The 14723-nt window shown below is 58.1% G+C and carries 13 protein-coding genes; 7 read left to right on the forward strand and 6 right to left on the reverse strand.

Going from position 1 to position 14723, the window contains the following annotated elements; translation table 11 throughout:
• Positions 1-74: 74 nt before the first annotated feature.
• On the reverse strand, positions 75-2042 hold the full coding sequence (locus AC2TEL_RS14305) for a protein meaA (protein WP_480904727.1): 1968 nt from the start codon (positions 2040-2042) through the stop codon (positions 75-77).
• A 146-nt stretch (positions 2043-2188) separates the two neighbouring features.
• Between AC2TEL_RS14305 and AC2TEL_RS14310 the strand changes: the two genes are divergently transcribed.
• From AC2TEL_RS14310 to AC2TEL_RS14340, 7 genes are all read left to right on the forward strand, one after another.
• Entirely contained in the window at positions 2189-3571 is a 1383-nt protein-coding gene (locus AC2TEL_RS14310; protein WP_480904730.1) for a 1-acyl-sn-glycerol-3-phosphate acyltransferase, read from the forward strand.
• Positions 3572-3685: 114 nt separating this feature from the next.
• Positions 3686-4972, forward strand: a complete 1287-nt coding sequence (ccrA, locus tag AC2TEL_RS14315; RefSeq protein ID WP_480844060.1) for a crotonyl-CoA carboxylase/reductase — start codon at positions 3686-3688, stop codon at positions 4970-4972.
• A 205-nt stretch (positions 4973-5177) separates the two neighbouring features.
• Positions 5178-5396 carry a hypothetical protein gene (locus AC2TEL_RS14320; protein ID WP_480844061.1) on the forward strand — a complete coding sequence of 73 codons (219 nt, stop codon included), beginning with the start codon at positions 5178-5180 and terminating at the stop codon, positions 5394-5396.
• A complete protein-coding gene (locus AC2TEL_RS14325) occupies positions 5335-6054 on the forward strand; it encodes a helix-turn-helix transcriptional regulator (RefSeq protein ID WP_480904733.1) in 720 nt (239 codons plus the stop codon). Before AC2TEL_RS14320 ends, AC2TEL_RS14325 begins: the two co-directional genes overlap by 62 nt.
• An 84-nt stretch (positions 6055-6138) precedes the next feature.
• Positions 6139-6777: an acyl-homoserine-lactone synthase gene (locus AC2TEL_RS14330; RefSeq protein WP_480904735.1), complete on the forward strand. Its 639-nt coding sequence runs from the start codon at positions 6139-6141 to the stop codon at positions 6775-6777.
• 61 nt (positions 6778-6838) lie between these two features.
• Positions 6839-8371 carry an ATP-dependent DNA helicase gene (locus AC2TEL_RS14335; protein WP_480844064.1) on the forward strand — a complete coding sequence of 511 codons (1533 nt, stop codon included), beginning with the start codon at positions 6839-6841 and terminating at the stop codon, positions 8369-8371.
• On the forward strand, positions 8368-9096 hold the full coding sequence (locus AC2TEL_RS14340; protein ID WP_480862571.1) for an SDR family oxidoreductase: 729 nt from the start codon (positions 8368-8370) through the stop codon (positions 9094-9096). The genes AC2TEL_RS14335 and AC2TEL_RS14340 overlap by 4 nt, the downstream gene beginning before the upstream one ends.
• A gap of 3 nt (positions 9097-9099) precedes the next feature.
• Here AC2TEL_RS14340 and AC2TEL_RS14345 read toward each other — a convergent pair whose 3' ends face one another.
• The 5 genes from AC2TEL_RS14345 to AC2TEL_RS14365 all read right to left on the reverse strand — a co-directional run bounded on the left by AC2TEL_RS14345 (position 9100) and on the right by AC2TEL_RS14365 (position 14680).
• Entirely contained in the window at positions 9100-9864 is a 765-nt protein-coding gene (locus AC2TEL_RS14345) for a TIGR02186 family protein (RefSeq protein WP_480844065.1), read from the reverse strand.
• 2 nt (positions 9865-9866) lie between these two features.
• On the reverse strand, positions 9867-10787 hold the full coding sequence (locus AC2TEL_RS14350) for a sulfite exporter TauE/SafE family protein (RefSeq protein WP_480844066.1): 921 nt from the start codon (positions 10785-10787) through the stop codon (positions 9867-9869).
• A gap of 257 nt (positions 10788-11044) precedes the next feature.
• Positions 11045-12055 carry an ABC transporter permease gene (locus AC2TEL_RS14355; protein WP_480844067.1) on the reverse strand — a complete coding sequence of 337 codons (1011 nt, stop codon included), beginning with the start codon at positions 12053-12055 and terminating at the stop codon, positions 11045-11047.
• Positions 12055-13149 (reverse strand): ABC transporter permease, encoded by a 1095-nt coding sequence (locus AC2TEL_RS14360; protein ID WP_480844068.1) that lies wholly within the window; start codon positions 13147-13149, stop codon positions 12055-12057. The genes AC2TEL_RS14355 and AC2TEL_RS14360 overlap by 1 nt, the downstream gene beginning before the upstream one ends.
• Position 13150: 1 nt before the next feature.
• A complete protein-coding gene (locus AC2TEL_RS14365) occupies positions 13151-14680 on the reverse strand; it encodes an ABC transporter ATP-binding protein (RefSeq protein ID WP_480904738.1) in 1530 nt (509 codons plus the stop codon).
• Between the last annotated feature and the right edge of the window lie 43 nt (positions 14681-14723).

Below are 14723 nucleotides of genomic sequence, written 5' to 3' on the forward strand. Positions count from 1 at the left end.
CACGGTAATTCCATTTGCGGATATTATCTATCCCCAATTAACCGCAAATAGCCTGAGATATGGGCGGAGAAAAACTATTCCGCTGCCAGATTTTGTGGATCTGCCAAAGATACGATGTCACCCATAATTGCATTCAGCTCGAAATTTTTTGGGGTGTACACTTTGGCAACGCCCATTTCTTTCAGCCTGTCGGCGTCTTCGTCGGGAATAATCCCGCCAACCACTACAGGAATGTCGGCAAGACCGGCCTCGGCCAGTCGGGTGATCACGTCCTGAACCAAGGGCAGATGGCTGCCGGACAGGATCGACAGGCCGATGACATGGGCGTCTTCCTCGGCGGCGGCGGTCACGATCTCTTCCGGGGTTAGGCGAATGCCCTCATAAGTGATGTCCATGCCGCAATCGCGAGCCCGGAAAGCGATTTGTTCCGCCCCGTTTGAATGGCCGTCGAGACCGGGTTTGCCAACCAGGAATTTCAGACGGCGTCCAAGATTGTCGCTGACCGCGTCAACCGCCGCGCGCAAGTCATCCAGCCCTTCGGTTTTGTTGGAGACGGAACCCGAAACCCCGGTGGGACCACGATAGGTTCCATAAGCCTTGCGCATTTCTTCCGCCCATTCGCCGGTCGTGACTCCAGCTTTGGCAGCCGCAATCGATGGTTCCATCACATTGCCGCCCGTGCGGGCCGTTTCGCGCAGCGTTGCCAAAGCGTCGGCAACCGCGGCTTCGTTCCGTTCCGCCCGCCATGCGTTCAACCGCGTGATCTGTTCCTGCTCGACCGCCGGATCGACAACCATGATCCCGCCGTCTTCGGTCTGAAGGGGCGAGGGTTCGCCTTCGGTCCACTTGTTGACGCCGACAACAACGGTTTCGTTCCTTTCGATCCGGTTCAGGCGATCAGCGTTTGAATCGACAAGGCGCGATTTCATGTACTCGATTGAGGCGACAGCTCCGCCCATCGAATCAAGATTGGCCAGTTCCGCGCGCGCGCCTTCCTTCAGTTTTTCAACCTTGGCGTCGACAGCGGGGTTTCCGTCAAACAAATCATCGTATTCCAGCAGGTCGGTTTCGTAAGCCAGAATCTGTTGCATCCGCATCGACCATTGCTGATCCCATGGGCGTGGCAATCCCAGCGCTTCGTTCCATGCCGGCAGCTGAACGGCACGTGCACGCGCCTTTTTTGAGAGAGTCACGGCCAGCATCTCGATCAGGATGCGGTAGACGTTGTTTTCCGGTTGCTGTTCGGTCAGGCCCAACGAGTTGACCTGAACGCCGTAACGGAACCGACGAAACTTGGGATCTTCCACACCGTAACGTTTTTGCAGAATTTCGTCCCAAAGATCGACAAATGCGCGCATTTTGCACATTTCGGTAACAAAGCGGATGCCTGCATTCACAAAGAACGAAATGCGCCCGCAGAGCGCCGGGAAGTCCTCGGCTGGTACGCGCGGGCGCAGTTCGTCCAGAACGGCGATGGCTGTAGCCAGTGCATAGGCCAGTTCCTGTTCCGGTGTCGCGCCGGCCTCTTGCAAATGGTAAGAGCAAACGTTCATCGGGTTCCATTTCGGAACGTTCGTGTAGCAGTATTCGGCCACATCCGCGATCATCTTCAACGACGGCTTCGGCGGGCAGACATACGTGCCGCGGCTCAGATACTCCTTGATCAGATCGTTCTGGACCGTGCCCTGCAGTTTCGAGACGTCCGCACCCTGTTCCTCGGCGACCGCAATATAAAGGGCCAAAAGCCAAGGCGCCGTGGCGTTGATGGTCATCGAGGTGTTCATCTGCTCCAGTGGAATCTGATCGAACAGGAGCCGCATGTCGCCCAGGTGACAGATCGGAACCCCAACCTTGCCGACTTCGCCCCGCGCCAGGGTGTGGTCGCTGTCATACCCGGTCTGCGTCGGCAAATCGAAGGCCACCGACAATCCCGTCTGCCCCTTGGCCAGATTGCTACGGTACAGTGCGTTCGACGCCTGTGCGGTAGAGTGACCGGCGTATGTCCGGATGAGCCAGGGGCGATCTTTCTGCGACTGCGTCATGGTGCGGGCCTCGTGATCCAATGGGTAACAAAATTTCACACAGGGCCTCTAAAGCGCAATTTTATGGACATGTCAATTCGCTGCATCGCGGCATCTTTCTGTTTCTACAGATTGTGAGTGGTAGCGATTGGTGGCACTGTGCATCCATGACGCAGACCGTGGAACTTCCGCTTTGGCTGTTTGTGCTGATCGTGGTCTTTGCCACGATCACCTTCGCTTCGCATTTTCTTTTTCCTTCCGTACGTTGGTTCTTTCGCAGGCGTCTGGAACGCGCCGTTGCACGGCTCAACAAACGACTGCAACGCCCGATCCAGCCGTTCAAACTGGCGGAACGCCACGATATGATTCAAAGGCTGAGCTACGATCCTCAGGTCAGCAAGGCCGCGCAACGATACGCGCAGGAAGAAGGCGTGCCCGAGGCCGTGGCCTCGGAAATGGCTCGCCGGTATGCGCGTGAAATCGTGCCTTCTTTTTCAGCGACGATTTATTTCAGCATTGCCATTCGCCTGGCCCGGCTGCTGAGCAACACGTTCTACAAGGTCCGACTCGGCTACGAGGATGAAGAGGCCATCAACACGATCGATCCGCAGGCGACCGTGGTATTTGTGATGAACCACCGCAGCAATATGGACTATGTGCTGATCACTTACCTTGCCGCACGGCAATCGGCTTTGTCCTATGCGGTAGGTGAATGGGCCCGTGTCTGGCCGCTGAGCCGTCTGATCCGGGCTATGGGAGCATTTTTCATTAGGCGCAAATCCGGCAGTGATCTGTACCGGCAGGTATTGGCAAGTTATGTGCGTCATGCGACCGAAGCCGGCGTAACCCAAGCCATGTTTCCCGAAGGCGGGCTGAGTCTGACCGGGCAATTGGGCCGGCCGAAGCTGGGGCTTCTGAAATACATTACTGATGGCGCGGAACCCGAGGGCCGCGACGTTGTCTTTGTGCCTGTCGCGCTGAATTACGACCGGGTGCTGGAAGATACGATTCTGACGGCTGCAGCCCTTGGGACGGAACGGCGATTTCGGGCGCGGATCGGGGTGATCACACGTTGGACGCTGAAACAGATCTGGCGCCGTCTGATCGGGCGATATAAGCGGTTTGGTGTTGCCTCCGTCCGTTACGGTACACCAATTTCTTTGCGGGAATTCCGAAAGGAACACGAACGCGATCTGACCACCGACCTTGCACGCGAACTGATGCGACGAATTGCAGAAGCGATCCCATTTGCTCCCCTCCCTGCCGTGTGTCGTTTGGTGCGGGACAACGGTGAGGTTCGGGAAGATCACCTCACCGACCAGCTATCTATGCTAATGGGTGACGATTTGACGGAAGATGATCAGCAAACAGTTCGGGACGCAGTGGATCAACTGATAGATCGGCGTATTTTGTTGCGCGACCATGGTATCCTGCGGCCATCCGGGCAGCGCTCGGACCTGTTGTCTTACTATGCAGCCTCCTCTGCGCCTGGGGTGCAACCCCCTGATGCTGCAGGCGCGAAAGATCTTTCTGCATCCGCTGGGTCATAAAATTTCAAAATACGCACCAAAAACTGTTGCAATATTTCTCACCGGTTAATATTTCATGCTGGGAAGACCGCGATTCTGCGTCGCGGCGAGAACTGTCTAATAAAGGAGGCCAGCATGGCTTTGGACATCGACAGCGGCATCGCGTCGTACGAGGCGCCGGAAAAAGACCTCTATGAAATGGGTGAAATCCCTCCGATGGGATATGTGCCTAAACAGATGTATGCATGGGCCATCCGCAAGGAACGCCACGGCGAGCCGGACACTGCCATGCAGCTGGAGGTCGTGGATGTGCCCAAGCTGGACAGTCACGAGGTGCTGGTCCTCGTGATGGCGGCAGGCGTGAACTACAACGGTGTCTGGGCGTCGCTGGGTAAGCCGATCAGCCCGTTCGACGGCCATGGTCAGCCCTTCCACATCGCCGGTTCGGATGCTTCAGGCATTGTTTGGGCCGTTGGCGACAAGGTGAAGCGTTGGAAAGTCGGTGATGAGGTCGTGATTCACTGCAACCAGGACGATGGCGATGACGAGCATTGCAATGGCGGCGACCCGATGTACTCGCCCAGCCAGCGGATCTGGGGCTATGAGACACCCGATGGATCGTTTGCGCAGTTCACCAATGTTCAGGCGCAACAGCTGATGCCCCGCCCCAAGCATCTGACCTGGGAAGAAAGCGCCTGTTATACGCTGACGCTGGCAACCGCCTATCGGATGCTGTTCGGTCACGAGCCGCACGACCTGAAACCCGGCCAGAATGTTCTGGTTTGGGGTGCGTCCGGCGGTCTGGGCTCCTATGCGATCCAGCTGATCAACACAGCAGGCGCCAACGCAATCGGCGTGATCTCGGACGAAAGCAAGCGAGACTTTGTCATGGACCTGGGCGCCAAGGGCGTTCTGAACCGCAAGGACTTCAACTGCTGGGGGCAGTTACCAACGGTCAACACGCCTGAATATGCCGAATGGTTCAAAGAGGCCCGCAAGTTCGGTAAGGCGATCTGGGATATCACCGGCAAAGGCGTCAACGTTGACATGGTCTTTGAACACCCGGGTGAGAGCACATTCCCTGTGTCGACATTTGTGGTCAAAAAGGGCGGCATGGTCGTGATCTGCGCCGGCACCACCGGATACAACCTGACCTTCGACGTGCGCTACATGTGGATGCATCAGAAACGTCTACAGGGCTCGCATTTTGCCCACCTGAAACAGGCGGCGTCCGCGAACCAGTTGATGGTTGAACGCCGTCTGGACCCATGCATGTCCGAGGTCTTCACCTGGAACGACCTGCCCGAAGCGCACATGAAAATGATGCGCAACGAACATAAGCCCGGCAACATGTCGGTACTGGTCCAGGCACCACGCACTGGCATGCGGACTCTGGAAGAGGTTCTTGCCGCTCGCGGTTGAGTACCAACGCATAAAACGAAACACCCGCACTGCGCCGAGCCGTTGTGCGGGTGTTTTGCGTTAGTGAACTACTTATTGTCTTTACAAGGGCTTAATATCCGGAGACCCGCTATTTCTGGGGAGTAGAAAGCAGTGAATAGGCCAAATTAATGCACACATGTTATGGTTGTGTTAACCCTTCGTTAACTATTTCGGGGACACCCTGATGGCGCAAAATGAGTGGATACTGGACGTATTGTCGGACCTCAACGCCTTTGCGGTGGCGAACGGGTTGACCGCGCTTGCTGAACAGCTTGATGACACCAGGCTGATCGCCGCGGCCGAAATTGCGTCCATGCAGGATGAGGCACGGGCGCCCGCGAATGGTAACGAAATACGATTTGAGCCGGATCCCAGAGGATTTGGAAAACACCAGCACGCTTGAAGAGCTGACTGGTGTTGCCGTTCGTTTGCGGGATCGCCTGAAACTGGATCACATCATTTACCATTGGGTCGATGGCGCAGGGGATCAATACGGGTTCACGACCTACCCGGATGCGTGGGCCGAACGCTATCAGGACAGAAACTACCACCGGATTGATCCTGTCATTCTGGGATGCTTCCAGCGGTTCCATCCGGTGGACTGGAAACAGCTGGATTGGTCAGGCAAAGCCGCCCGCGCCTTCTTGCAGGACGCGAAGGATCATGGCGTAGGCAATCAGGGATATTCGATCCCTCTGCGCGGACCCAGTGGCCAGTTTGCACTTTTTACCGTGAACCACTCGTGTGATGATGACAGCTGGCAGGCATTTGTTGGGACATATGGACACGATCTGATCCTGATTGCACATTTCTTCAACCGCAAGGCGCTGGAATTCGCCAAGGACCGGCAACCAGAAAGCCGACGCGGGCTTTCCCCCCGAGAGATTGATGCGATGACCTTGTTGGCGCTGGGCTACAGTCGCGCGCAGGTGGCCCATTCCCTGTCCATTTCCGAGCACACCTTGCGTGCTTACATCGAAAGCGCCCGCTCAAAGCTGGGCGCGCAAAACACAACCCATGCCATCGCCACGGCATTAAGCCGTGGGTTAATAGTGGTTTAAGCAACGCGCGTTGCTCTCACAATAATTTAACCATGCCTTCGTACCCCCTTTGTTCCAGCCATTGGACGACAAGGGGATCAAGTCATGCTGCGCTATGTTTATGCCGATGAATTACACAAATATCCTGATTTGGCCGACGGGATGTTTCGGGACCGCGCCGACCAGTTCAAAACCCGACTGGGGTGGGACGTTCAGGTCGACAATTTTGGACATGAACGTGATCAATATGACGATCTGAACCCGCTTTACGTCATCTGGGAAGAAGCTGACGGCAGCCATGGCGGTTCCATGCGGATACTGCCAACAACCGGACCTGTCATGGTAAATGACGTCTTTGGACACCTGACAGGCGGCAAACCTATTCGCAGCCCCCTGATCTGGGAGGTGACGCGGTTCTGCCTCTCACGTACAGCAAGCCCGCATACCGCCGGGGCCATCATGCTCAGCGGTGGAGAAGTGATGGAGGGGTTCGGTCTGACTCATATCGCGGGTGTCTTCGATGCACGGATGATCCGCATCTATCGCCTGATAGGGTCGTCACCGACCGTTCTGGGATCTCAGGGCAAGGGACGGGAACAGATCTCGGTGGGCTTGTGGCCCTATTCGGCCGAGGACTGTAACAGGGTTGCGGAACGCGCCGGTATTCCGCGCGAGCTTTCGCGGCTGTGGTTCCGCACGGCATTCGGGAACGTGGCGCAGCATCGGTTTGCATTGTCTGCCTAAACGCGCGGAATTCGAAATTCCACATCTGGTCCACGATGGCGCAGCCCTGTAGGGTCGCGCCATGTCCTTGCCCCTTGTGACCTTTTCCGAAGACCAGGCCGCCGCGTTCGACAGTATCTCCGAGATGCTCAAGGCGGCGGGTGTCGATCTTGATGATGACGCCTTGTTGAAACTGCCAGGCAGCGGCAAGTCCGGCGTCATGGCAGTGATCGGCAAGGCCGGTTCGGGTAAGACCCTGCTACTGGCCGAGCTGTACAAGGCCTTGTCTGAAACCGGTGTTCAGGTTGTCTCGGGCGATTTCGAAAGCCGCAAGAACCGCGATAAACGCAGCCTGGCCATCCTGGCACCGACCAACAAGGCGGCCAGCGTGCTGCGGTTGCGCGGCGTACCGGCAACAACCATTCACCGCATCCTTTACACGCCGGTTTACGATCCCGAATACGAACGCATCGCGGAATGGCTGGCGGGAAATGACGAACGGCCAGAGATCGAAGGTTTGACCGACGAGGCACTGGATCGGGCTGCAGCGTTCTATGCAAATAACAAGTCCATCCCCGGGGCGCTGGCGGCGGCAGGTCTGCGGGGTTCGGATTTCATAACAGGCTGGAAACGCAGGGACGAACCGCTGGACATAGGCTTCATCGACGAATCCTCGATGCTGGACGACCGGCAATTCGCGGACTTGCAGGAGATCTTCCCCACACTTCTTCTGTTCGGTGACCCGGCACAGTTGGCTCCGGTCAATCAATCCGGTTCGATGGTGTTTGACGGTCTGCCCGAGCCGCGCAAGCTGACCCTGCACCGTGTGCATCGCCAGACAGCGGATAATCCGATCCTGGACCTTGCTCATGCCCTGTCGGACGCCACCATGGGGTTCGAAGATTTCGAGCGGCTGGTCGAAGATACCGCGCGCAAGGATGACCGGGTGGTGTGGGGGCAACGGGTTGAGGTTGACCTGATGGCCCGCAGCCCCGTCCTTGTCTGGCGCAACGCCACCCGCATCCGTCTGATCCAAGCCTTTCGCAGTGTGCACGGTGCGCCCGAGACGGAACTGCTTGAGGGTGAGCCGCTGATCTGCGACGGCATTGAATTGCCGCTCAAGCATCGCAAAAAGCGGCTGGATCTCGAAGCCCGAGGTCTGATCAAAGGAGCGCAGGTGATTTATCTTGGGCCGGGCCGCAAGCCCGGATTCTCGCGTCTGCACGTCATGGGGGCCGAAGACCCCCAGGTCAGCGCGGCATCGATCGTGCAGATCGAAAAACCGGACGAAGAAGAACCATTTATCCCCTATGCAGCCCGTATGGGGGCGACGTTTCTGCATGGCGCCGCCGTGACGATCCACAAGGCACAAGGGTCGCAATGGGATACCGTTCAGGTGTTCGCACCGGACATCTATGCCGCTGCCCGCATGGGTCGGACCGAGGCAGGCCAGCCGTTATGGAAACGTCTGGCTTACGTCGCTATCACTCGCGCGCAGCAGAGGTTGATCTGGGTTGTACGAAACCGCCTGTCCAAGCCAACTCATCCGCTGCGCGTCGATGATTTGCGTGCGATTCCTGCGGCGTCACTGACATTGGAGGCGGAAGAGACATGAAGACCATCATCGTCACAGGTGCAAGTTCCGGCATTGGTCGCTCTACCGCCGAGCTGTTTCTGGCCAAGGGTTGGAACGTTGGATTGTTGGCGCGTAGTGCCGAAACGTTGAAAGCGATGGCTGAGGCCCAAAAAAACGCGATCCCCCTAGTGGCGGACGTCACCGATGCAAAAGCCGTGGAAGCGGCCTTTGCCGACTTTGCGGACCGCGCTGGACGGTTGGACGTGCTCTTCAACAATGCAGGTGTTTTCGCACCGGGCGGAACGATCGACGAAATTGCACTGGATGATTGGGCCCGGTCCGTGGATGTGAACCTGAACGGAATGTTTCTTTGTGCCCGGGCCGCTTTTGCCACGATGCGGCGGCAGTCGCCTCGGGGTGGCCGGATCATCAACAACGGGTCGATCTCGGCGCATGTGCCCAGACCGAATTCGGTTCATTACACGACGACCAAACATGCCATCACCGGTTTGACCCGCAGCCTGTCCCTGGATGGCCGTGCTTTTGGCATCGCCTGCGGTCAGATTGATATCGGCAACGCCCGAACGCCTATGGTGCAGGAACTGGTCGATACCGCCATCGCGGAAGGGCGGACGCCCGATCCGACAATGTCTGTCGAGAATGCAGCGGAATCCGTACTGCACATGGCCTCACTGCCGCCCGAGGCGAATGTGCAATTCATGACTGTGATGGCTACGACGATGCCCTATATCGGCCGCGGCTAGGTGCTAGTTTTCCCGCAGCAGTCGGAACGCTGTCGACGCCCCCCAACCGGCTGCAATAGCAATGGCCAGCGACATGAGGCCATACCAGATGGGCTGCTCGCGGGATAAATTGTAGAGAAAGCGCTCGAGCCCGACCTTGCGCACATCGATGACAGTTTCGAGCTGAGAAACGACCTCGCCGCCTCGCGTCAAGAAAATGCGGGCCAGATAATCACCTTCGGTCAGGTCGGCGGGCATTTCAATAGATGTACGGAACAGGGTTTGTTCGTCCACGGCCACAGTGTTTTCGCGGATCGAGTACAGGTGTTCATTCTCGCGGATTCTAATGACCGCGTCGGCAAAATCCTGAGCACCCCGGATGTGCATGGCCGCCCCGACCGAGCGGATGGCGCGCTCGATCGAGATGCGATACCGCAGGTCCTCGGTGTCGGTGATGATTTCATCAAACGGGGCGCTGGTGGCGACGGCATAGAAACTGGGGGCGGAATCGACAAGAACGCTGTCGGTGTTCACCCAGATTCCGAACTTCTTTTCCTTGCGACGGACCATCACCGGTTCGGAGGGACCGACAACGGAGACAATCACTTCCAGCGGAGGACCGGCGGGTATGGGAGCCTCTCGTTTGACGGCTCCGAAGATCAGAATCTCGGACCCGTCGAAATTGGCCGTGATCGAAACGCGATCCTGGCTAAGGCCCAATACGACCTGTTCCTCGGCGGCCCAACCGGGAAGGCAAATCAGGCAGAAGGCAACAATCAGGCGGATCATGATCAGTGTCCCCCCGAATCCCCGAGCGAAAACAGCTCGGCCGGTTGCAACAGGAGATCCAGACCCAGTTTGCCGCAAACCACCAGCACCAAAGCTGCCAGCAGCACACGCAATTGTTCAGCGGGCATCCGGGCTCCGATAACGGTTCCGATCTGTGCACCAACGACGCCGCCCACCAACAGCAGCACCGCCAGAACCACGTCGACGGTATAGTTGGTGGTGGCATGCAGCATGGTTGTGAACGCGGTGACAAAGATGATCTGAAACAGCGACGTTCCGACAACCACTTTGGTTGGCATACCCAGCAGGTAGATCATGGCAGGCACCATGATGAACCCGCCGCCGACGCCCATAATGGCCGACAACACACCGACGAACAAACCGACCGCAATCGGCGGGATAACCGAGATATACAATCCCGATGTCCGAAAGCGCATCTTGAACGGCATGGCGTGGATCCATCCACGCTGACGGCGTTTGGGCGCAGGTGCGCCGCCTTTGCGCGACTTGCGCAGAGCCCTGAGGCTTTCAACAAACATCAGGCTGCCGATCACACCAAGAAAGACGACATAGCAAAGCTTGACCAGCAGATCGACCTGACCCAGACTTTTGAGATAGTTGAAGACAATCACACCCAACGCTGCCCCGGCCAGACCTCCGACCAACAGGACCGTCCCCATTTTCAGATCGACGGTTCGCCGCCGGAAATGTGCCAGTACGCCCGAAAATGAAGAGGCAACGATCTGGTTGGCTTCGGTCGCCACGGCAACGGCTGGCGGGATGCCAATGAAAAACAGCAGGGGCGTCATCAGAAATCCGCCGCCGACGCCAAACATGCCCGACAGGATGCCGACCATGCCGCCCAGCCCAAACAGCAAGAAGGCGTTCACTGAGACTTCGGCGATGGGAAGGTAGATCTGCATGGTTACTTCTAAACGGTCCCGGCTGCGCCGTGCAACGCGACAAAGCCTCTGAAAACATGTGGCGCTTTTGTCGGACCGCGGAATGCGAACCGAAACGGGCGCGTCCTTAACACCATCCGGATACTAGGGATTTCCAGGTTGACCGAAGCGATGAGGGACACGTCCATACCTCTTTAGAACGGTTGCGGCATGCAAAATCAACTCTGCATGCCGCTCTGCAGCAATCAGGACCGAAACGTGATCCCGAACTGGACTTATCAACGTTCCTTTACATAGGGTTCACCGCCTGCACGCGGCGGAATGGCCTTGCCCACGAAGCCTGCGAGAATCACCACGGTCAGGATGTAGGGCAGGGCGTCCATGGCCTGCACCGGGATGACCACACCACCCAGATCGATGTTCTGGAACCGCAGCGCAATCGCCTGTAGCAGTCCGAACAGCAGGCAGGCCCACATCGCGTGCCAGGGTCGCCACTTTGCAAAGATCAGAGCGGCCAGCGCGATGAAGCCGCGGCCAGCCGTCATGTCCTTGACGAACCCGGCCTGCAGGGCGGTGGCCAGATAGGCCCCCGCGATGCCGCACAGGACGCCGCAGATTGCAACGGCGGCATAGCGCAGCCCGACGACCGAGACCCCGGCGGTATCCACCGCTGCGGGGTTTTCCCCAACGGCGCGCAACCGCAGACCGAACCGGGTGCGGAACAGGATCCACCAGGTGGCCGGAACCATCAGGAAGGCGACATAGACCAGAATGGAATGCCCGGACAGCAACTCGGAATAGACAAGATGCAAGACATTTGCATCCGACATCAGGTCCGAGACAGAGCGGCCGGTCAGCTCCGCATCCGTTGGTCCAATCGCATATGGAAACTCGGCAGATTCAAACCGGCCACCGCCAAACAGGGATGGCGTGCGCCCACCTTGTTTGAACCAGCTTTGTGCGACAAGTACAGTCATGCCCGCGGCAAGGAAGTTGATGGCCACGCCCGAAATCAACTGGTTTCCCCGGAATGTGATCGAGGCCATTCCGTGCAGCCCCGATAATATCAGCGAGGATGCAATGCCCGCCAACAAACCCAGCCAGACCGATCCTGTTGTGGCGGCTACCGCTGCGGAAAAGAAGGCCGCCATCAGCATCTTGCCTTCAAGCCCGATGTCAAAGATGCCCGCGCGCTCTGAATAAAGACCTGCCAGACAAGCCAGCAGCAGCGGCGTGGCGAGGCGGATGGTGGAATCGAGGATTTGGATGAGTGTAACGAAGAAATCCATCACTCCGCCCCCTTCCGAAGACCCAGAAACAGTTTTTCAAGCGGAATGCGCACCATGTTGTCCAACGCCCCGGTGAACAGGATCACCAGCGCCTGAATGACAACAATCAGTTCGCGCGGTATCGACGTCCAGAGGGCCAGCTCGGCGCCGCCCTGATACAGGAAGCCAAACAGGATGGCCGCAAGGAACACGCCAAAGGGATGGGACCGCCCCATCAGCGCCACGGCGATACCGATAAAGCCCGCACCTTCAGTGGAGTTCAGCACCAGACGCTCGGCCTCACCCATCACGTTGTTGATCGCCATCAAGCCGGCGAGCGCGCCCGAGATCAGCATCGCGACGATTGTGATCCGCACAGGCGAGATACCGGCATAAACCGCGCCGGTTTCCGAATGGCCGTAGGCGCGGATTTCATAGCCAAGCCGTGTACGCCAGATCAGCGCCCAAACCACAAAACAAGCAAGAATCGCAACAAAAAACGAGATATTCGCCGGTGCCCCGCGGAACAGAACGTTGTCAGCGGTCGAGAACATCGACTGGAACGTCGGCAGATGCACCGCCTCGGGGAAACGTGCGGTGGCCGGGTCCATTGAACCTTCAGGCCGCATCACGTTTACCAGCATGTAGTTCAGGAAGGCGGCGGCGATGAAGTTGAACATGATCGTGGTGATCACGATGTGGCTGCCCCGCTTTGCCTGCAGATAGGCGGGGATGGCAGCCCATGCCGCGCCAAACAGCATTGCGCCAGCGCAGGCGGCCAGCAGCGCGATACTCCAATGCGGCCAGGGAATGTAAAGGCAGACCATGGCAACCCCGAGACCGCCGAGCATCGCCTGCCCCTCCCCCCCGATGTTGAACAGGCGCGCGTGAAAAGCGACCGCCACGGCGAGGCCAGTAAACATGAAATTGGTCGCGTAGTAGAGCGTATAGCCCCAACCATAGGTCGACCCCAAAGCACCGGTAACCATCAGGTTCACGGCCTCAGCAGGATTTTCACCGATGGCGAGGATGACGAGCGCCGACAGGATTGCGGCCAATATCAGGCTGATGACTGGGATCAGCACCACATCGGCCCATTTGGGCATCTTTTCCATGTTACGCGGCCTCCCCGGCAACACCGGCCATCAGCAGGCCAAGTTCTTTTTCATCTGTTTCGTGGGGCAGGCGCTCGCCCATGATATGTCCGTCAAACATCACGGCGATCCGGTCGGACAGCGAGAAGATTTCCTCCAGCTCGACCGAGACCAGCAGGATTGCCTTACCCTGATCGCGCAGGGCGACGATCTGTTTGTGAATGAACTCGATCGCGCCGATATCCACGCCGCGGGTCGGTTGACCGACGAGCAGCAAATCGGGGTTCCGCTCGATCTCGCGCGCGACGACGATTTTCTGCTGGTTCCCGCCGGAAAAGCTTTTGGCTGAAAGCCAGGCATTCGGGGGGCGCACGTCGAATTTCTCGATCTTGGCCTCGGTATCAGCGCGAAGGGCGGCGTTGTCCATGAAGATCCCGCGTTTGTAGGCAGGATCACGGTGGTATCCGAACGCGACGTTCTCCCACGCGTGGAAGTCCATGATCAGGCCTTCCCGCTGTCGGTCTTCCGGCACATGCGCGATATGTTGCGCACGGCGTGCCTGCCCGTCCGAGCCATGTCCGCTGAGCGCAAGGGGGGTGCCGTTCAGCTTGATCGACCCCAGGCCGGGACGCATTCCACCCAGAACTTCAAGCAATTCCGATTGGCCGTTACCTGCAACACCGGCAATACCGACGATCTCTCCTGCGCGGACGGTCAGGTCGATGCCTTTGACCCGCTCGACACCCGCTTCGTCGACAACCCGCAGGTTCTCAATCTCGAGGATTGGTTTGCCGGGTTGCGCCGGAACCTTGTCCACCTGCAGCAGAACTTTGCGGCCCACCATCAGTTCGGCCAGTTCCTGCGGATTGGTTTCAGCAGTTTTTACAGTTGCTGTCATCTGACCGCGCCGCATGACGGAAACGGTATCCGTGGCCTCCATGATCTCGCGCAACTTGTGCGTGATCAGAATGATCGTTTTCCCTTCTTCCCGCAGGCGGTCAAGAATACGGAACAACTGATCCGCTTCGGCCGGGGTCAGCACGCCCGTCGGTTCGTCCAGAATCAGGATCTCGGCCCTGCGATACAGGGCCTTGAGGATTTCGACCCGCTGCTGCGCCCCCACACCTATTTCGTCGATGCGTTTGTCGGGGTCGACAAACAGCTCGTATTCTTCCTCGAGCTCTTTCAGCTCTTTACGCGCCTTGGCCAGCGACGGGGCCAGCAGGCCGCCATCTTCCGCGCCCAGAACGATGTTTTCCAGAACGGTGAAATTCTCGACCAGTTTGAAATGCTGGAACACCATCCCAATGCCGGCGGCAATCGCAGCCTGGCTATCGGGGATGTCGGTCTTGCTGCCGTTGATCCAGATTTCACCTTTGTCGGCTTTGTAAAAGCCGTAGAGAATGCTCATCAGCGTGGATTTGCCCGCACCGTTCTCTCCGATGATCCCATGGATCGTGCCGGGGGCGACGCTGATGGAAATGTCCTTGTTGGCCTGAACCGGCCCAAAGGCTTTGGATATCCCTTTGAGCTCAATGGCGGGGACGGTCATGTCTTGTCCTCAATTGCCGAAGGGGAGTGCGCGATTGCCCTAC

The sequence above is a fragment of the Ruegeria sp. HKCCD9138 genome, assembly GCF_057220975.1.